Source organism: Tamlana crocina (assembly GCF_012037625.1).
The window spans coordinates 42,577-61,806 of the sequence record NZ_JAAVJS010000020.1 but is presented as its reverse complement, the minus strand read 5'-3'; the positions used below and the strand labels follow the sequence as shown (position 1 = coordinate 61,806).

23 protein-coding genes are annotated in these 19,230 nt (G+C 38.2%); 19 read left to right on the top strand and 4 right to left on the bottom strand.

Annotated elements, in window-relative coordinates:
* Window positions 1–321 precede the first annotated feature (321 nt).
* Window positions 322–702 (bottom strand): Fur family transcriptional regulator, encoded by a 381-nt coding sequence (locus HC176_RS13165; RefSeq protein WP_167919034.1) that lies wholly within the window; start codon window positions 700–702, stop codon window positions 322–324.
* Window positions 693–932 carry a hypothetical protein gene (locus tag HC176_RS20010; RefSeq protein ID WP_245234897.1) on the bottom strand — a complete coding sequence of 80 codons (240 nt, stop codon included), beginning with the start codon at window positions 930–932 and terminating at the stop codon, window positions 693–695. Before HC176_RS20010 ends, HC176_RS13165 begins: the two co-directional genes overlap by 10 nt.
* Between HC176_RS20010 and HC176_RS13160 the strand changes: the two genes are divergently transcribed.
* The 11 genes from HC176_RS13160 (at window position 823) to HC176_RS13110 (ending at window position 9,923) form a co-directional block, all read left to right on the top strand.
* A complete protein-coding gene (locus tag HC176_RS13160) occupies window positions 823–1,188 on the top strand; it encodes a MerC domain-containing protein (protein WP_245234896.1) in 366 nt (121 codons plus the stop codon). The genes HC176_RS20010 and HC176_RS13160 overlap by 110 nt on opposite strands.
* A 76-nt stretch (window positions 1,189–1,264) precedes the next feature.
* Complete coding sequence (locus HC176_RS13155) at window positions 1,265–2,029, top strand: hypothetical protein (RefSeq protein ID WP_167919030.1); 765 nt, start codon at window positions 1,265–1,267, stop codon at window positions 2,027–2,029.
* Between the two features lie 169 nt (window positions 2,030–2,198).
* Window positions 2,199–2,696, top strand: coding sequence for a hypothetical protein (locus tag HC176_RS13150; RefSeq protein WP_167919028.1), 498 nt, complete (start codon window positions 2,199–2,201; stop codon window positions 2,694–2,696).
* Window positions 2,697–2,740: 44 nt separating this feature from the next.
* Window positions 2,741–3,934, top strand: coding sequence for a GTP-binding protein (locus HC176_RS13145; protein ID WP_167919026.1), 1,194 nt, complete (start codon window positions 2,741–2,743; stop codon window positions 3,932–3,934).
* Window positions 3,935–3,944: 10 nt separating this feature from the next.
* On the top strand, window positions 3,945–4,475 hold the full coding sequence (gene mog / locus HC176_RS13140) for a molybdopterin adenylyltransferase (protein ID WP_167919024.1): 531 nt from the start codon (window positions 3,945–3,947) through the stop codon (window positions 4,473–4,475).
* A 37-nt stretch (window positions 4,476–4,512) separates the two neighbouring features.
* Complete coding sequence (locus HC176_RS13135; RefSeq protein WP_167919022.1) at window positions 4,513–5,442, top strand: GTP-binding protein; 930 nt, start codon at window positions 4,513–4,515, stop codon at window positions 5,440–5,442.
* Entirely contained in the window at window positions 5,426–6,055 is a 630-nt protein-coding gene (locus HC176_RS13130; RefSeq protein WP_167919020.1) for an ABC transporter ATP-binding protein, read from the top strand. The genes HC176_RS13135 and HC176_RS13130 overlap by 17 nt, the downstream gene beginning before the upstream one ends.
* The gene (locus HC176_RS13125) at window positions 6,052–7,335 is read left to right on the top strand and encodes an ABC transporter permease (protein ID WP_167919018.1); all 1,284 of its coding nucleotides are present in this window, start codon (window positions 6,052–6,054) and stop codon (window positions 7,333–7,335) included. The genes HC176_RS13130 and HC176_RS13125 overlap by 4 nt, the downstream gene beginning before the upstream one ends.
* A gap of 54 nt (window positions 7,336–7,389) precedes the next feature.
* The gene (locus tag HC176_RS13120; protein ID WP_167919016.1) at window positions 7,390–7,827 is read left to right on the top strand and encodes a hypothetical protein; all 438 of its coding nucleotides are present in this window, start codon (window positions 7,390–7,392) and stop codon (window positions 7,825–7,827) included.
* Window positions 7,828–7,913: 86 nt separating this feature from the next.
* Entirely contained in the window at window positions 7,914–8,429 is a 516-nt protein-coding gene (locus HC176_RS13115) for a DUF3124 domain-containing protein (protein ID WP_167919014.1), read from the top strand.
* Between the two features lie 36 nt (window positions 8,430–8,465).
* The gene (locus HC176_RS13110) at window positions 8,466–9,923 is read left to right on the top strand and encodes a potassium/proton antiporter (RefSeq protein ID WP_167919012.1); all 1,458 of its coding nucleotides are present in this window, start codon (window positions 8,466–8,468) and stop codon (window positions 9,921–9,923) included.
* Between the two features lie 417 nt (window positions 9,924–10,340).
* Here HC176_RS13110 and HC176_RS13105 read toward each other — a convergent pair whose 3' ends face one another.
* Both HC176_RS13105 and HC176_RS13100 read right to left on the bottom strand, forming a co-directional pair.
* Window positions 10,341–10,946, bottom strand: coding sequence for a thioredoxin family protein (locus HC176_RS13105; protein ID WP_167919010.1), 606 nt, complete (start codon window positions 10,944–10,946; stop codon window positions 10,341–10,343).
* Window positions 10,947–10,957: 11 nt separating this feature from the next.
* A complete protein-coding gene (locus HC176_RS13100; RefSeq protein ID WP_167919008.1) occupies window positions 10,958–11,506 on the bottom strand; it encodes a TlpA family protein disulfide reductase in 549 nt (182 codons plus the stop codon).
* A gap of 204 nt (window positions 11,507–11,710) precedes the next feature.
* Between HC176_RS13100 and HC176_RS13095 the strand changes: the two genes are divergently transcribed.
* The 8 genes from HC176_RS13095 (at window position 11,711) to trpA (ending at window position 19,226) form a co-directional block, all read left to right on the top strand.
* Window positions 11,711–12,160 (top strand): MarR family winged helix-turn-helix transcriptional regulator, encoded by a 450-nt coding sequence (locus HC176_RS13095; protein ID WP_167919006.1) that lies wholly within the window; start codon window positions 11,711–11,713, stop codon window positions 12,158–12,160.
* 298 nt (window positions 12,161–12,458) lie between these two features.
* The gene (locus HC176_RS13090; RefSeq protein ID WP_167919005.1) at window positions 12,459–13,865 is read left to right on the top strand and encodes an anthranilate synthase component I family protein; all 1,407 of its coding nucleotides are present in this window, start codon (window positions 12,459–12,461) and stop codon (window positions 13,863–13,865) included.
* A gap of 1 nt (window position 13,866) precedes the next feature.
* Window positions 13,867–14,433 carry an anthranilate synthase component II gene (locus HC176_RS13085; protein WP_167919003.1) on the top strand — a complete coding sequence of 189 codons (567 nt, stop codon included), beginning with the start codon at window positions 13,867–13,869 and terminating at the stop codon, window positions 14,431–14,433.
* Between the two features lie 64 nt (window positions 14,434–14,497).
* Complete coding sequence (gene trpD, locus HC176_RS13080) at window positions 14,498–15,490, top strand: anthranilate phosphoribosyltransferase (protein ID WP_167919001.1); 993 nt, start codon at window positions 14,498–14,500, stop codon at window positions 15,488–15,490.
* 99 nt (window positions 15,491–15,589) lie between these two features.
* On the top strand, window positions 15,590–16,372 hold the full coding sequence (gene trpC / locus HC176_RS13075) for an indole-3-glycerol phosphate synthase TrpC (RefSeq protein WP_167918999.1): 783 nt from the start codon (window positions 15,590–15,592) through the stop codon (window positions 16,370–16,372).
* A 117-nt stretch (window positions 16,373–16,489) separates the two neighbouring features.
* A complete protein-coding gene (locus HC176_RS13070; protein ID WP_167918997.1) occupies window positions 16,490–17,122 on the top strand; it encodes a phosphoribosylanthranilate isomerase in 633 nt (210 codons plus the stop codon).
* A 71-nt stretch (window positions 17,123–17,193) separates the two neighbouring features.
* Entirely contained in the window at window positions 17,194–18,378 is a 1,185-nt protein-coding gene (trpB, locus tag HC176_RS13065; protein ID WP_167918995.1) for a tryptophan synthase subunit beta, read from the top strand.
* An 83-nt stretch (window positions 18,379–18,461) separates the two neighbouring features.
* Window positions 18,462–19,226, top strand: coding sequence for a tryptophan synthase subunit alpha (gene trpA, locus HC176_RS13060; RefSeq protein ID WP_167918993.1), 765 nt, complete (start codon window positions 18,462–18,464; stop codon window positions 19,224–19,226).
* Window positions 19,227–19,230: the final 4 nt, after the last annotated feature.

Below are 19,230 nucleotides of genomic sequence, written 5' to 3'. Positions count from 1 at the left end.
ATGCCCATTAGGAACTGGGGCATTATTTTAAACCAGTTTTTGACTATATTTGAAAAAAGGGTCCGGCTTTAATCAAGCCAAACCCTCGATTTATAACTTACACACTTCTCGGGATAGTGTCTTTTTATTGCAAGTCCAGTTTTGAACTGTTTTAAAAAATCGTCGTTTAGAAAATCTTCTTTCTTCATAAGTGTGTAAATTTTAAAATTAAACAAAAAAATATCGAGAGATATAACCCTCGATATTTAAACTTTACAAACTTGGTGAGATACTACCGGCGACCTTTTGCTTTGTATATGTTGTCTTAATCCTATTTAAATGTTAATTAGTACAATCCTCACACTTTCCCTGAATTAAAACTTGAGAAGCCACTACCTCGCGGTTTGCAATGTTGGGTATTTGCACGTTGATATTTAAACAATCTACCTTTCCACAGTCCAGGCATTGAAAGTGCGGGTGCGAATCTACATGTGTTTCCTTTGTGCAACTATGGCATTGAGCATACCATTTAATACCACTTTTTCCCAAAAAGGAATGCAGCACCCCATCATCCTCAAGCCTTTCTAAAGTGCGATAAATAGTCGATTTATTAATTTTTGGCTCTAGTCGCTTTGTTAGATCTGTTACCGAAATAGCCGCAGAATTCCTGCTAAACTCAGAAAGCAACAAGTCTATAGATTGTGTTTTTCTAATTACTCCCATAAGTACAAATTTAACACAACACAATTGTAATAACAAGCAATATCATTATATTTGCAACTAAGTTGCATTAATAAGTCGTAAATGAGCATCTCAATAAAAAAATCTGACACTTGGGGAGCATTGGCCAGTTCGCTTTGTTTAGTACATTGTTTGGCCACTCCCTTTTTATTTACAGCACAGGCATCGGCCATTTGTTGCCATAGTAATGCTCCTACATGGTGGTATGGCATCGATTTTGTTTTCTTGATTATTTCTTTTTTTGCTATTTATCGTTCTGCCAAAAACAGTACAAGCCCATTTATAAAAAAAGGCTTGTGGGTTTGTTGGAGCTTCCTTTTCGTTTTGATTGTTAACGAGAGGCTAGAATGGCTTCATCTATCTAAACTTTATCTGTATGCAACTGCTATTTCTCTTGTGGTGCTTCACCTGTACAATTTAAAATATTGTCAATGTAAGAAAGGTTTATGCTGTTCCTTCCCTAGATAAAATCAACCATCGAATTTGTCAACGTTTAATTAAAAGCACCAAACATTTAATAGTTAAAATCATAAAACTTTTTATTATGAAAATAAAAGCCACTGTAAAAAAACACTATCCCAACGCAAAAACCGGAGCGGAAATAACCGAAAGCTATTTATCCCTTCTTGAAAAGGAGTATAAATCAGATTTAAAGAAAATGTTGTTTGCTACCTCAGTTTGTTCAGACGACGTGAATGTTTCTACCGATTTCCGTAGGGTTTTGAGTCGTCCATTTACTATGGGAGGATTGGGAGGACTGCCTTATTCTGGCTTTACAGGCATGGTAGCGTTTTCGCACCATATACCAGACGGTGGAGATGCTTTCATATTTTATGGACCGCACATTGGTATTACTGACAATGGTGAATTAGGGAAGATGCGCAGAATTGGACAATCTCGTTTAACCAACAGCTGTGGGGCATTAATGCTTGCCTTAGAAAGGTTTAAACAAAGTAACGAAGAACCTACTTATGTTCCTCAAAGCGTATACTATGATTACCAACAAATACAATTGGAACAATCTCTTATGCCCTTTAAACACGAAATCCTTCATTCAGATAACCCCAAAAAGGCTATTACCGATTTTACCTATGTTGCAATCGATAAGCAAATAAAGCAACTGGTAAAAATGAGCATCAACGAATTTACTTGCGATAGAATATTTTTACTTGGAGGTGTAATTATTAATACTAGTGAGGAATTTAACGATTATGTAGATGTGAGAAACTTTGATGTTATTAACACCAAGAATACAAATGATTTTAAATCGGTTTCAATTTTAGAAACGGAAGCCTTTAAAAACCTATAAACAAATACATTAACACCCCTATAGTTTGCGGTCACAGCTTAATTTTGATGCTAATAATCTGGTTTAAACGGTAACGAGGTAAAGGAAAAACATGCCTTGTGCTAAAACATATTAAAGCTGAACAGCAATATGCCTCTTTTCTACTTACTCTAAATAACATCTTAAATTAATGCCTAAAAGTTTATTCCTTTTGTGCCCTACAGATTGCTTGGAGCCTATTATAAATAGCAGGTTCCATAAAGAAAATTATTTCTACACCTCTCTAGGAAACTCTTTTATTTATAATAGAAAAACCATTAAGCACATTCATAAATTGATAAAAAAGCATCAAATCGAAGAAATATATTTCGTACTCTCCAGCGATAACCAAATTATTCTAGATGCATTGGGCAATCAAGATTTCTCAAACTTTAAAGCTTTAAACCGCTTTTACAACGATATTAACAAACACACAGCACATTTAGACACTATATGGCATAGCAGTAGTCTTAAATTTTCAATTATTTCATATTACCTGAATAGAAAAATCAAACTACTGCAATCCGAAATAGATAAAAATTTCGATTATCAAATTAAGATACGCGGAAAAATTTACGACAAACAAGATCATGTCTTCACGGCAATATATTCCGATTTGATAAGCATTGAAAAACATCACTTAAATTAAAAGCATATTTCCAGTCTTTATTCTCAAAAATATTTCTTTCTAAAATGAAAAAACTACCCGTTACTGTATTAAGTGGGTTTCTAGGAGCAGGAAAAACCACCTTACTCAACCATATTTTGCACAACAAACAAGGCCTAAAAGTTGCTGTTATCGTTAACGATATGAGCGAGGTTAATATTGATGCGCAGTTTATACAAAATGAAAACACCCTGTCCAGGACCGAAGAAAAACTGGTAGAAATGTCTAACGGGTGTATTTGCTGCACGCTCAGGGAAGACCTCATGGAAGAGGTTGAAAAACTGGCAATGCAAAACAAATTCGATTACCTTTTAATTGAAAGTACCGGTATTAGCGAACCCATTCCCGTTGCCCAAACCTTTACTTTTGAAAGTGAAGATGGCTCAATAGACTTAAGCCGCTTTAGTTACATAGACACTATGGTAACCGTTGTTGATGCCTTTAACTTTTTAAAAGATTTTTCTAGTTCTGACTACCTTGTCACTAGAGAACTTACAGATATTGAAGGCGACAACAGAACCATTGTCAACCTGCTTACCGACCAAATTGAATTTGCTAATGTTATTATTCTTAACAAAGAAGATTTAGTTACACAAAATCAATTAGAAGAGCTCAAGGCTATTATCGCTTCGTTAAATCCAGAAGCAAAAATAATTTCTGCCCATCAATCAAAAGTAGATCTGAAACAAGTCATCAATACTGGACTGTTCGATTATGCAAAAGCAGAAGCTTCGGCAGGATGGTTAAAAGAATTAGAAAACGAACACGTGCCTGAAACAGAAGAGTACGGTATAAGCTCATTTGTTTTTAGAAGCAAAAGACCATTCCATTCAGAACGTTTTTTAGACTATCTCAATCAAGAATTTCCGCAAAACATCATTAGGAGCAAAGGTTTGTTTTGGCTATCGTCCAGACCGAACCAAGCACTTCTATGGAGTTCGGCGGGCGGTTCTTGCAAAGCCGATAATGCTGGGGTTTGGTGGGCTTCCATGCCGTTTTCAGAACGTATCAATTATGCTGCTTTTATTGAAAACCAATCCGAAATAGAAACCAATTGGGATTCTATGTTTGGTGATCGAAAAATAGAACTTGTTTTTATTGGAATACATTTGAAAAAAGAGAAAATGATTAGCCAATTAAATGATTGTCTTCTTACTGATACCGAGGTAAAATTATGGAAAGCCCAATTACTTCCCCAGGAAGACAAGTGGCCCGTTTAAATTAAAGAAAGTGGATATTATCAAAATAGGCATTATAACGGTGAGTGATAGAGCTAATGCGGGAATTTATGAAGACATTAGTGGTAAAGCCATCATAAATACGCTTAATGAATATTTAATTTCCTCATGGAATGAAGTCTATAGAATAGTTCCCGATGAGCAAAAAATTATAGAAAACACACTTATCGATTTCGTCGATAATGAAAACTGTTGCTTAGTTATCACCACAGGTGGAACTGGCCCTGCAAAACGCGATGTTACCCCAGAAGCCACCGAGGCGGTTTGCGACCGAATGATGCCAGGTTTCGGGGAGCTTATGAGAACCGAATCTTTAAAATACGTTCCAACAGCGATTTTATCAAGACAAACAGCAGGACTTAGGGGTAAGAGCTTAATTGTAAACCTTCCCGGAAAACCCAAATCTATAAGAGAATGTTTGGATGCCGTTTTTCCTGCCATACCGTATTGTATCGATCTCATGGAAGGCCCTTTTTTAAAATGCAATGAATCAATAATAAAACCGTTTAGACCCAATAAATAGTAAATTTGCATAAAACACTGTAATACTCCGCAAAAAAATGGAAGCTTTGATTACCATAGTAGGCTTTTTGGGCGCTGGAAAAACGACGCTTTTAAAGTATTTGATCAAGCACTTTAACAACAAAGGCTGGAAACCTTACGTGATTCTGAACGATTATGAGAACGCTAACATGGACGTACAGCATTTTAGGGAGCAACTTAACACCAATACCATAAAACCTTTAAGCGGAAGTTGTATTTGTTGCAGTGGTATTGTTGAACTTCGGGAAACGGTTAATAGAATCCCGAAACGGGAAAACGGCATTACACTTATTGAAGCCAACGGCACCTCTGATGCCTGTTCGCTAATGGAGTTTCTTGGGGTTGGACTGAACGATAGATTTTCACCTCCTATCCAGGTTTCTGTAGTCGATGCCCAAAATTGGCAAAAACGTGGCGAACATAATGAACTGGAAGCTAACCAAATTCAAGTATCGTCGCTTATTGTTTTAACACACTTAGAACAAACAGATTTAAACCGTAAAAAAGAAGTCATCGCCTCCCTTGGAAAAATAAATCCAACAGCCAAGGTAATGGCTATGGCAGATATGGATATTGAACTGCTCCCCGAGCTCGTCCCCTCACAAAACACACCGCAGCAGCTTAATCACCAAAAAGCACATTGGGCATCCTGCTCGATAGATTTGCCCAACCTACCTAGCCGGGACCATATCGTAAAAATTTGCAATGCACTCCCCAAAACCATTCTAAGGATAAAAGGCTGCACTAAAATAGGTAAAGCAAATAATTATACTTTTTTTGAACGTACACCCGATGGGGAAATACATATAAGACCTTTTAATGGTGTTCCTATAACCGGGTGCAAATTGCTGACCATTGGGCTGGGCAGCGAACCTCTTATTTTAGAACATGCTATAAAATCGAATATTGAATCAACAAATTACACTCAAAATGATACACACGAGTGAGCTTTCATTCAAATATAAAAACAGTGACACCCTGTTCCGTTTTCCCGAAATTGATTTAGATGCACAAGACAGCCTCCTAATACTCGGTGAATCTGGAATTGGAAAAACCACCTTGCTACATCTTTTGGCTGGTATTTTAAAACCCGATAGTGGAAAAATCACGATACACGATACCGATTTGAACAGCTTAACGCGAAGCCAAATGGATAAATTTCGTGGTGAGCACATCGGTTTGGTGTTTCAAAAGAAACACGCCATTCCTTCGTTAAGTGTTTACGAAAACCTAAAAACCCGATTGTTTTTCAGTGATAAACATATTGATGAGTTAGCTGTCGATACGGTATTGGAACAACTCAACTTAAAGGCTTGCAAACACAAAAACATAAATGAAATTAGCGAAGGCCAGTTACAACGCTTGGGTATAGCCATGGCAGTAATACACCAACCTAAAGTTATTTTGGCCGACGAGCCTACTTCGAGTTTAGACGACAAAAATTGCAACATGGTTATCAACCTTTTAAAGGAACAAGCCGAAAAAAACAATGCCAATTTAATCGTCATTACCCACGATCATAGAATCAAACACGTATTCCAAAACACCATTACCCTATGAACATTTGGAAAATCAGCATAAAAAACATTAAGTCAAAACCGTTTTATACGTTTTTAAGCATCATCACGCTGGCCTTGAGCATTACTTTGCTTTTAGGCATTCAGCAATTAAAAAGTTCGTTTCAACATCAAATGCACAACAACCTGAGCAATATCGATGTGGTTGTTGGCGCAAAAGGCAGTCCGTTGCAGCTCATTTTGTCCTCCGTATTACATTTAGACAATCCCACTGGGAATATTCCGTTTAAGGAGGCCAAAAAAATTGCAAAAAATCCGATGGTTAAATCGGTGGTTCCCATTTCGTATGGCGATAACTACAAAGGCTTTAGAATTGTAGGCACCAACCCAGCGTTTTACGCCATTTACAAAGCTGAAATCGCACAAGGGCAAAAACCCAAAAACGCTATGGAAGTGGTGCTTGGCAGCGACGTAGCCAACCAATTAAACCTAAATTTAGGGGATACATTTTCGAGCTCGCACGGGTTAATTGAAAACACCGTGGAAGTACACGACGAAAAACTGACCGTTGTAGGCATTTTAAAACCCACGACAAAGGTTATAGACCGATTAATTGTCTGTAATTTAGAAACCGTTTGGGATGTTCACGACCATGGCCCGGATGAGCATTCAGATGAACAAAACAAAAATGATAGAGAAGAGGAACACAATCATAACGATGAAATTCACGACCACGAGCACGATCACCATGAACAACATGCGCATGAAGCAGAAAAAGAGGTTACGGCTCTATTAATATCGTTTAGAAGCCCTATGGCACTTTTAACCTTTCCAAAAAAAATAAACGAACAAAGCAACCTGCAAGCGGCTTTACCAAAATTTGAACTCGATAGGCTATTCCAATATACAAGCATTGGTTTTGAAACCATTAACTGGATAGCCTATCTTATTTTATTCATTTCTGCCCTAACCATTTTCATTAACCTTTATAAAATGGTAAAAGAACGGGCGTTCGATTTGGCATTGCTACGCACCTATGGCGCCAGTACATTTCAAATTATAAAAATTGTGGCTTATGAAGGCATCATTATTGCCTTTTCCGCATTTGTACTTGGTGCATTCCTCACAAAAACAGCATTGTATGTTATACTAAAGTTTGCTAATTTTAGTTATAAACAAAACATGATTCAACCCTTGGGGTTAACCGAAATAACACAAACTGCCGGATTAGTTTTTGCCATGGTAGCATTTTCTATTATTTTAGCCGTTTACCCCATTTTAAAAATGAATATTTCAACCATATTAAGCCAAGAAAGTCGATAGCATTACCCTTGGGCAAAACCAACCAAACTAAACCACACGTCAAAAAAGAAACACATGAAACATAACATTTTAATCACTTTGTTTTTTATATGTACCGCGGTTTGTTTTGGCCAACAAAACATCACTTGGGAAGATTTAGCCAAGGTAAAATTTGGTGAAAAATATTTTCCAAAATTTGATGATACATTTTTATATCCCGAGTTCTCCGGAGACGTAAAAGCACTGGAAGGCAAAACGGTAACCATCAAGGGCTATTTTCTAAACATATCTCCAGAAGACAAATTATACATACTATCTAAAGGCCCCATGGCCTCCTGCTTTTTTTGTGGCGTTGGCGGACCGGAAACGGCTGTTGAGCTTCAGTTTAAATCAAAGCAAAATTTCAACACGGATGACATCGTCGCGGTGACAGGAAAATTAAAACTCAACAAGGACGACGTGGAGCATTTCAATTATATCCTCACAGACTGTGAAGCGGCTTTAATCGAGTAATATTTCTTTCTGGCATTGCTCTGTTTGAACCAAAATGTTTTTTTACCTTTAAAACGTAAATCGGCATTCCAAAAACCATCGCAGCCATGAAACAAACGCTACTAATTTATAGCTTCATAATATACTCTATTTTAAGTTGTAACGAGCAACCCAAGACATCGGCCCCCATACACGCAGAAAATTGGGCCAACCGGAAAATTGAAATTAAGGAAAAGGATTCTCTGGAATACGGAAAATCGTACCTATCGATTTATTCGCAGATTTACAGTATATCGCAACACAAAACCCATAATTTAACCGCTATGGTTAGCTTGCGCAACACCAGCGACACCGATACTATTTACTTACTTAAAGCAGAATACTTTGACACTCACGGTGTTTCAGTAAGAAACTATTTTAACCACCCTATTTTTTTGGCTCCCATGGAAACCACCGATATTATTATTGATGAAAAGGACGTGGCCGGTGGCACGGGCTCCAACTTTATTTTTGAATGGAAAATTCCGAAAAATTGCCCCGAGCCCTTGTTTGAAGGCGTTATGAATTCAACTATGGGTCAACAGGGTCTATCGTTTACCACACAAGCCAAACGGATAAAATAATTTTATTTGTTATCTAGTGATTTTTACAAATGACAAATGAACTTAGAAATTGAAAACATTTTGCTTGTTGGTTCCCTATTACTCTTTGTGAGCATTATAGTGGGCAAAACATCCTATAAATTTGGCGTCCCCACCTTACTTTTATTTTTAGCTATTGGCATGCTGGCAGGGTCAGAAGGCATTGTGGGCATTCGTTTTGACGATCCTAAACTGGCACAATTTATTGGTATCGTTTCCCTTAATTTTATTTTATTCTCGGGAGGATTGGACACTAATTGGAATTCGGTAAAACCCATTATAAAAGAGGGTATCATGCTATCTACGGTTGGGGTATTGCTCACAGCCACATGTTTAGGCGTTTTCGTTTGGTCGATTACCGATTTCACCATTTACGAAAGTATGTTATTAGGTTCAATTGTGTCATCTACCGATGCTGCAGCCGTATTCTCTATTTTACGCTCCAAAAATTTAGCTTTACGCACCAACTTGCGCCCCACATTAGAATTAGAAAGCGGTAGTAACGACCCGATGGCTTATGTACTGACCATTGCTTTTTTAAGCCTAGTAGTCAATCAAGACCAAAGTTTTCTATCGATAATCCCGCTGTTTTTACAACAAATGATATTGGGCGGTATTTCAGGATTTATTTTTGGTAAAGTAAGCAAGGTAATCATCAATAAAATCAAACTTGGTTTTCAGGGGTTGTATCCCGTTTTGGTAATTGCGCTCATGTTCATCACATTTTCGGCAACCGATTCTGTCGGTGGCAACGGTTTCCTTGCCATTTACATTTGCGCCGTTTATTTGGGCAACCAAGATTTAATCCATAAATCGACCATTTTAAAAATGTTCGATGGCTTGGCTTGGCTCATGCAAATTGTATTGTTCCTTACTTTAGGCTTATTGGTATTCCCCACGCGAATCATCCCATATATGGGCATTGGTTTACTCATATCCCTGTTTTTAATCGTTGTGGCGCGCCCAGTAAGTGTGTTTTTGGGCATGGCGTTTTTTAAAATGAAAAATAGACGTCGACTTTATATTTCATGGGTTGGGCTTCGTGGCGCCGTTCCCATCGTGTTTGCCACTTACCCTCTTTTGGCCGGGATTGAAAAGGCCGATATGATTTTTAATATTGTATTTTTTATTTCGGTGACTTCGGTTTTAATTCAAGGCACCACCCTTTCCATTTTCGCCAAATGGCTCAATGTAGGCCTTCCCGAAGCGGTAAAACCCTTTTCTGAAAGCGATCGCTATATTCTGGATTTGCCCAAAACAGCCATGGAGGAAATTACCATATCGCCCACAAGCAGAGCTGTAAATAAGCGCATTATCGATATACATTTTCCGAAATCGGCATTTATAGTGATGATAAAACGAAACAATAAGTTTGTTAGGCCAGGAGGATCGACAGTGATTGAGGCCAACGATACCTTGGTGGTGTTAATGGACAACGAAAATAGCTTGGATGAAGTGAATCAAGTTATTGCTTAATTTTAATTCTGATCAAACTCGTTTGTAAATGTTCTGCTATGACATCATTATTAGTTTACTGAAAAGGCTTAATATTGGATTTGCAAGTATTTTGGCCGTATTCGATTAAAGATTCACTTTAATCATCACAATCAAAAGGGTTCCTTGACAATTTAATAAGTAAAAATAAAATATGGCCAAAATTGAATACTTTTTTCCTTTCAATATAAAAGATGGTGTTTGTAAAAACATACAATCTTTCAATGTATCGTTAAGCGCTCCATCTAACATAGCAGTAAAACAAGTTTAGAGACATACTCAAAGCTTTCATAAGAAATCGCCTTTTGGTCAATTTATTTCAAGACGGACATTTACATAAAAAAGCTCCGAAGTCATTTTCGGAGCTTTTTGTTTTTTTTGAAAGTTAAAAATCGTATCCTAAACCTTAATCGTGCAACCAATTGCTTTTGTTTCTTTTTGCGGCACATCTTCACCCGTTAACAAAGCATCAACAGCGTCTTCAACGTATTTGGTTGTTACCGCCGTTTCGTCTTTGTAATTATCGTCAATGGCTCCAATGTATTTAACCACATTACCGGCATCGGTTTTTTGCAATACAAAAATATGCGGTGTTTTTGTGGCTCCAAATTTTGGGTACACACTTTGCTCGGCATCGATTAAATAAGGAAAGGTAAAGCCTTTGCTCTCTGCTCGCTTTTTCATAGCATCTAAATTATCACCAGGCTTTACAGCCACATTATTGGGCATAATAGCAATCACCGGATAGCCTTTTTCTTCATATTTATTATTAAGCGCAATTATTCGGTCTTCATACATCACTGCATAAGGGCAAGTATTACAGGTAAAAGTAACAATATAGCCTTTGGCATCTTCATAATCTGAAAGCGACACCATATTACCATCAATATTTTTTAGGGAGAAATCTTCGGCGATATCGCCTATCTTATAACCATCGATAATGGTAAATGCACTAACAAGCACCAGAACAAGTGCTGCTGAAAGTAATCGGGTAAACTTTTTCATTTTAGTAATTATTAGTGGTTTAAAAATGGATTTATTTTTGCTTTTAACTCATCATAGTCAAACGATTGCTCATAAAATTCACGAGTATCATTTTTATATATTAATGTCGCAGGAATAGAGCCCGACCAAGCTTCGCTTATTTTAGGAATCCACGAATTCATATCAGGGTCATCCAGCGCCACAACCTTACTCTGCAGTTGATGTTTTTTTATGAAGGGCTTAAGCTTTTTATCGTATAAATGCGGAAAATCCAAGCTTACCAATAGCACCTCTACGCTCCTGTCTTTATAATCGGCATACAATTTTTCAAAATAAGGCAATTCCTTAACGCACGGTGCGCACCAAGTGGCCCAAAAATTTATCACATGAATTTTACCATCTTTCTTTTTCAAAAACTTTTCAAAACCAGCAAAATCGTAAACTTCCAAATCCAGCGAAGCGTTCTCCTGCTTGGCCTCAATCTGCTGTGTTGAATCGACAGCCAGCGTTTCAGCTTTTTTTTCATTTTTACAGCTGAACAGCAAGAATAAAATGGCTATGGATACTAGTTTTAATTTCATATTTATTCGTTCGTAATGTTTTTGAACTCATTTTTACAATTACCCAAGCAATTAGTTTCCTTTATTTGAGCTTTATAAAATTAAATAATACTTAAACTCTATACTGCTTTTTAACAGTATTTTATGTTAAAAATAATTCTGACGCCAATCCATCGCAAAAAACTTCTAAATTATTTCAGTATTTTTAGGTGCAACAACCAACACATGAACATAGAACAAATCCTTAAAATAAACTCCGACTTGCCTTTGCACAAAAAGGTGGTGATTAACCTGTTGTTCACTTACGGATTGATAATCGGGAAACTAAACGAAGCACTCAAGCCCCACGATATTTCCATACAGCAGTTTAATGTGCTTCGTATTTTACGTGGGCAAAAAGGCCGCCCCGTAACTTTGGCTGCCATCCAGGAGCGCATGGTCAATAAAATGAGTAACACCACTCGTTTGGTTGACAAACTGGTTAAAAAGCAATATGTTACCAAAAGCAAAAACGAGCTAAACAAACGAAAAATAGACATTATCATCACCCAACAAGGGCTTGATTTCTTAAACAAAATTGATGATTTTGTTGAAACTATCGAAAAGGAATCGACCTCCTCCCTTGATACTAATGAACAACTTGAACTCATTAGGTTATTGGGCAAACTAAGATAGTGTAACTCAAATCCCATCTGCTTCCTAAAGGTGGAATTTCGCATAAAAACCAATTTCTTTTATTCGAAAAAACTCCTTAATATTTTGGGTAATAATTTTTTCGTTTTTATATTTGAGGCATAAAAAATAAAACATGAACATAATTTTAAATACAGCTTGGTGGTGGTGCTTTAGAAACTAACGATTCGTGAAGTAAAAACCTAGTATATTTAAAACTCAAAATATAAAAAAGGCTTGTCAATTCACGACAAGCCTTTTTTTTATTATTCTGAAATCATTTCAGAGAAACTAAAAATAAATGGAAAAATACAGTCTTTATACCCACCACAAACGCATTTTAACCGATACCATTACGCCCGTAACGGTGTACTATAAAATACGCGACAAATACCCGAATAGTATTCTTTTGGAAAGTGGCGACTACCACCGCAACCACAAAAACTTTTCATATATCTGCTTTAACCCCATTGCATCGATTAAAGTAGAAAACGAAGTGATTTCGCAAACCTTCCCAGATGGCAGTACCACCACTTTAAACATAACAGATAAAGTGAATGTGGTAGACGAAATCTACAATTTCACCAAACGATTTGATGTTAAAACCGAAGAGAATTTCAAATTCATTAACAACGGCATTTTTGGCTATACCGCTTACGATGCCGTTAGGTATTTTGAAGATATTGAAATCGGCAAAAAAGACAATTCGGTGATTATCCCCGATGTGTATTATGCAGTTTATAAAAACATCATAGCCATCAATCACTTTAAAAATGAGGCTTATATTTTTGCGCACTGTTACGAAGATAACGAAAACAACATCCATGAGATAGACAAACTCATCAACGTACAAAATTTCGCTTCGTACAACTTTAACACAAAGGGCGACATCAATTCGAACTTAACTGATGAAGAGTTTAAACAAAACGTAGAGTTGGCCAGAAAACATTGCCAACGTGGCGATGTATTTCAATTAGTGCTTTCTCGACGTTTTTCGCAAGAGTTCACGGGTGACGATTTCAACGTTTACCGTGCCTTAAGAAGCATCAACCCTTCGCCGTATTTATTTTATTTCGATTACGGCGATTTTAAAATATTTGGTAGTTCGCCCGAAGCCCAACTTATTGTTTCTGATGGTTTGGCAGAAATCCACCCGATAGCAGGAACGTTTAAACGCACAGGCGACGATGCCCAAGATGCCGTTTTGGCCGAACAATTAAAAAACGACGACAAAGAGAATGCCGAGCACGTGATGTTGGTCGATTTGGCCAGAAACGATTTAAGCCGACACGGTAGTCAAGTGAATGTGGAAACTTATCGCGAGGTTCAGTTTTTCTCGCACGTTATCCATTTAGTGAGTAAAGTTACCGGGCATAAGCACGACACCACCTCAACCATGCAAGTGGTGGCCGATACCTTCCCCGCAGGTACGCTAAGCGGAGCGCCCAAACATATGGCCATGCAGCTCATTGAAAAGTATGAAAAAACAAGCCGAGGCTATTACGGCGGAGCCATTGGGTTTATGGATTTTGATGGCAATTTTAATCACGCCATCATGATTCGAACCTTTTTAAGTAAAGACTATAAATTGAATTGGCAAGCCGGTGCCGGAATGGTTTCAAAATCAAACCAAGAAAGTGAATTACAGGAAGTTTACAATAAACTGGGGGCTTTAACCAAAGCTATTAAAATAGCAGAAGATATTTAAAATGAAAAAAATACTAGTAATAGATAACTACGACAGTTTCACCTATAATCTCGTTCATTATTTGGAAGATTTAAACTGCGATGTTACCGTAGTAAGAAACGACAAACTGGCTTTGGAAGATGTTGAGCCATTCAGCAAAATTGTATTATCTCCTGGCCCAGGCATTCCCGACGAAGCAGGACTGTTAAAAGCCATTATTGAAAAATATGCCCCAACCAAAAGCATTTTAGGTGTATGTTTAGGCCAGCAAGCCATAGGCGAAGTGTTTGGTGGTTCATTGGTGAATCTAGATGATGTTTACCACGGCGTGGCCACCCAAGTGGAAATTTGTGTGGATGACGAACCTATTTTTAACGGCCTGAACAAAAACATTGAAGTAGGCCGTTACCACTCGTGGGTAGTGCATCCCGATTTGCCCGAGAGTTTGGAAGCCACTTCGTTTGACGAAAACGGACAAGTGATGTCATTACGCCACAGAGAATACGACGTAAAAGGTGTTCAATATCACCCCGAATCGGTATTAACACCAGACGGCAAAAAAATATTGGAAAATTGGGTGAACCAATAGCAGTATTTAAAGTTAAAATAAGTTTGATCAAAAAATAGATTTCTCCTTTCACAGGAATAGTAAAATGAAAGATATATTAAACAGACTGATAAACCACGACACGCTAACCACCGAAGAAGCGAAACAAGTTATCGTTAACATATCCAACGATATGTACAACCCGAGTCAAATTGCTTGTTTTCTTTCGGTGTTTATGATGCGTAGCATTACCATTGAAGAACTTACAGGGTTTAGAAATGCTTTGTTGGAGCTTTGTGTTCCCATTGATCTTAGCGACTTCAATGCTATCGATATAGTAGGCACGGGCGGAGACGGCAAGAATACGTTTAATATTTCCACCCTATCCTCGTTTATAACGGCAGGTGCCGGCGTTAATGTATCTAAACATGGCAATTACGGCGTATCGTCCACTTCGGGATCATCAAACGTTATGGAAACATTGGGAGTTAAGTTTTCCAACAACGAAGATTTTTTAAAACGCTGTGTGGACCAAGCGGGCATTTGTATTTTGCACGCGCCGCTATTCCATCCGGCCATGAAAAATGTGGCCCCCATCCGAAAAGAATTGGGCGTAAAAACCTTTTTCAATATGTTGGGCCCCATGGTAAATCCATCGTTTCCCAAAAACCAATTATTGGGCGTTTATAATTTGGAACTTTTACGCTTGTACAGTTTCATTTATCAAAACACCGATAAAAATTACAACATTGTTTATGCTTTAGATGGCTACGACGAAATTTCATTAACCGGAAAAGCTAAAATAGTATCCAATCATTCCGAGAAACTGTTTTCACCGGAAGATTTAGGAGTAAAACCAGTAAAACAAGATGCTATTTATGGAGGCAACAGTATTGAAGAGGCCGCAAAAATATTTGTAGATATTATAAGCGGAAACGGCACCGAAGCACAAAACAACGTGGTGTGCGCCAATGCCGGATTAGCCATCGCTACGGCCAAACAAATTTCGCACAAAGAGGGATTTGAATTAGCCAAAGCATCCTTATTTTCTGGTAAAGCCAAAACGAGTTTAGATAAATTGATTGAATTGAGTAAATAACGTCATTACGAGGAGAAAAACGACGCGGTAATCTCGTTAAAATATACAGATTGCCACAACTTTTTTCAAAAGTTTCGCAATGACGATTCGAAAACAAAAATGAATATTTTAGACAAAATAGTAATCGACAAACGCAACGAGGTAAACCTCAGAAAAGGTTTAATTCCCGTTTCGCAATTAGAGCAATCGGTGCTTTTCAATAGAGAAACCGTTTCTTTGTCAAATACATTACGAAATAGCAAATCGGGCATTATTGCCGAACACAAACGGCGCTCGCCATCAAAATCAGTCATCAACCACACCTTAAACGTTCAAGACGTTGCCACAGGTTACGAGAATGCTGGTGTTTGTGGCATGTCGGTTTTAACCGATGGAAAATATTTCGGCGGTTCGTTAGACGACTTATTAACCGCCCGAGCCAGTTGCAATTTACCGTTATTGAGAAAGGAATTCATTATTGACGAATATCAAATTCTTGAGGCCAAAGCCTACGGTGCCGATGTTATTCTGTTGATTGCCGCTATTTTAACCCGCGATGAAATCAAGCAATTTTCCGAGTTTGCAAAACGTTTAAATTTAGACGTGCTGTTGGAAGTGCACAACGAAGAAGAATTACATAAATCCATCATGCCAAGCCTCGATATGTTGGGCGTTAACAACCGAAACTTAAAAACGTTTGATGTTAGCTTAGAAACTAGTAAAGTCTTGAGCGAACTCATTCCAGACGATTTTGTTAAAGTATCAGAAAGCGGCATCAGCAATATTGAAGCCATTAAAGAGTTGCAACCTTTTGGTTACAAAGGATTCTTGATTGGAGAAAATTTTATGAAAACGGATAATCCCGGGGCAAGTGCCACAGTATTTATAAAAAGCCTCCTCTAACGCCTCCAAAGGAGGAGAACCAGTACTCAGATGAACAAAAAGAAGCAACATATTCCACAATCTATTCCCTCTCCTTCGGGGAGTTCCAGGGCGGGGCTTCGACTTAAAATCTGCGGAATGAAATATCAAGATAACATCGAACAAGTTGCGGCTTTGCAACCCGATTATCTTGGTTTTATATTTTTCGAAAAATCCGCTAGATGCTTTGACGCTGAATCCATTCCAAATCTTCCGAATTCTATAAAAAAGACAGGCGTTTTTGTAAATGCCCCTTTAGAGTTTGTGGTTGGAAAAATAAATGAGCTCGATTTACAAGCTGTTCAATTACATGGCGAAGAATCTCCTGAATATTGTGACGCCTTACGTCATGCTGAACTTGTTTCAGCATCACATAAAAAACTTGAAATCATCAAAGTATTTTCCATTAAGGACGAGTTCAATTTTGAGGTTTTAAAACCATACGAAAACGTTGTTGACTATTTCCTTTTCGACACCAAAGGCAAGCTTCCGGGTGGCAATGGCTACACCTTCAATTGGGACGTTTTAAAAAACTACCCCTCTACCAAACCGTTTTTTTTAAGCGGCGGTATTGGAGTTGATGAAATAGAAAAAATTAAAAAATTTAATCAAAGTGAAGCATCAAAATATTGCTATGCTTTAGATATAAATAGTCAATTCGAAATAGAACCCGGATTGAAGCATATTGAATTATTAAAACAATTTAAAGCTAGTTTGTCATTCCGCACTTGATGCGGAATCCATTATAAACCGAAACTAAAAATAAAAAGATTCCCGTCTGCGCGGGAATGACAAATAAAAAAATGAAAAATTACAACGTAAACGAAAAAGGCTATTACGGCGAATTTGGAGGGGCATTTATCCCAGAAATGCTGTACCCCAATGTAGAAGAATTACGCCAAAAGTACTTAGAAGTGATGAACGAACCGTCTTTCAAGGATGAGTTCAACCAGCTTTTAAAAGATTATGTAGGGCGCCCATCGCCATTGTATTTTGCAAAACGACTTTCAGAAAAACACAACACCAAAATTTATTTGAAGCGCGAAGACTTGAACCACACCGGAGCGCACAAAATAAACAATACCATTGGCCAAATTTTAATGGCCAAACGTTTGGGCAAAACTAGAATTATTGCCGAAACCGGTGCCGGTCAACACGGTGTGGCCACTGCAACAGTTTGCGCTCTCATGGGATTGGAATGTATTGTATACATGGGCGAAATCGACATTGCCCGACAAGCACCAAACGTTGCCAGAATGAAAATGCTCGGCGCCACAGTAATGCCCGCCAAATCGGGAAGCCGTACTTTAAAGGATGCTACCAACGAAGCCATCCGCGATTGGATTAACAACCCCGTAAACACGCATTATATTATTGGTTCGGCCATTGGCCCACACCCATATCCTGATATGGTAACGCGTTTTCAAGCCATTATTTCCGAAGAAATAAAATGGCAACTTAAAGAGCACGAAGGTCGCGAAAACCCCGATTACGTTGTGGCTTGTATTGGTGGTGGAAGTAACGCTGCGGGCACCTATTACCATTATTTACACGAACCCGATGTTAATATTATCGCAGTGGAAGCCGCTGGTCATGGTGTGGATTCTGGCGAGAGTGCCGCCACTTCTGTTTTAGGAAAAGAAGGCATCATCCACGGGTGTAAAACGCTGTTGATGCAAACCAACGACGGACAAATCACTGAGCCTTACTCCATTTCTGCCGGATTGGATTATCCCGGTGTGGGTCCCATGCATGCCCATTTGGCAAAAACAGGCCGTGCAGAATTTATGTCGATTACCGATGACGAGGCCATGAATGCCGGGTTGGAACTTTGCAAACTGGAAGGAATCATTCCGGCTATTGAAAGCTCGCATGCCTTGGCTATTTTCGAACAGAAAACCTTTAAGCCAGACGACGTGGTTGTAGTGAGTTTATCGGGCCGTGGCGATAAAGATTTACAGAATTATATTGAGTATTTTAAAATTTAACGTCATTCCGAACGAAGTGAAGGAATCTCTTCAAAAGATTGCTTCGTCACTCCGTTCCTCGCAATGACGATAACCAAACAAAAATGAATCGAATTCAAAGCAAATTAGAAGAAAACAAAAAGTTACTTTCTATATATTTCACAGCAGGTTACCCTAATTTAAACGATACCGTTTCTATCATTCAGGATTTAGAAAAAAATGGGGTGGACATGATTGAAATCGGCTTACCATTTAGCGACCCACTAGCCGATGGCCCAACAATCCAAGAGAGTTCTACGGCTGCCTTAAAAAATGGCATGACCACCGAAACACTTTTCAATCAGTTAAAAGACATCCGAAAAACGGTTGAAATTCCGTTAATCATCATGGGGTATTTCAACCCAATGCTGCAATATGGTGTGGAGGCATTTTGCAAGAAATGCCAGGAGCTGGGCATTGACGGATTGATTATTCCCGATTTACCTGTTGATGTGTACCACGAAGAGTACCAAGCTATTTTTGAAAAATACGGCTTGATCAATGTGTTTTTGATAACGCCACAAACTTCCGAAGAACGCATCCGTTACATCGATTCGATTTCCAACGGATTCATTTATATGGTGAGCAGCGCCAGTACTACGGGAGCAAAATCTGGATTTGGTGACGAACAAACCCAATATTTTGAGCGCATCGCAAAAATGGATTTAAAAAATCCGCAAGTTATTGGGTTTGGCATTAGTAATAACGAGACGTTTACCGCCGCAACCAAATATGCTAAAGGCGCCATTATTGGCAGTGCTTTTGTTAAGCATTTAACCACTAACGGTAACAAGCAAATAGACCAATTTGTAAAATCGATATTGGGCTAAATTT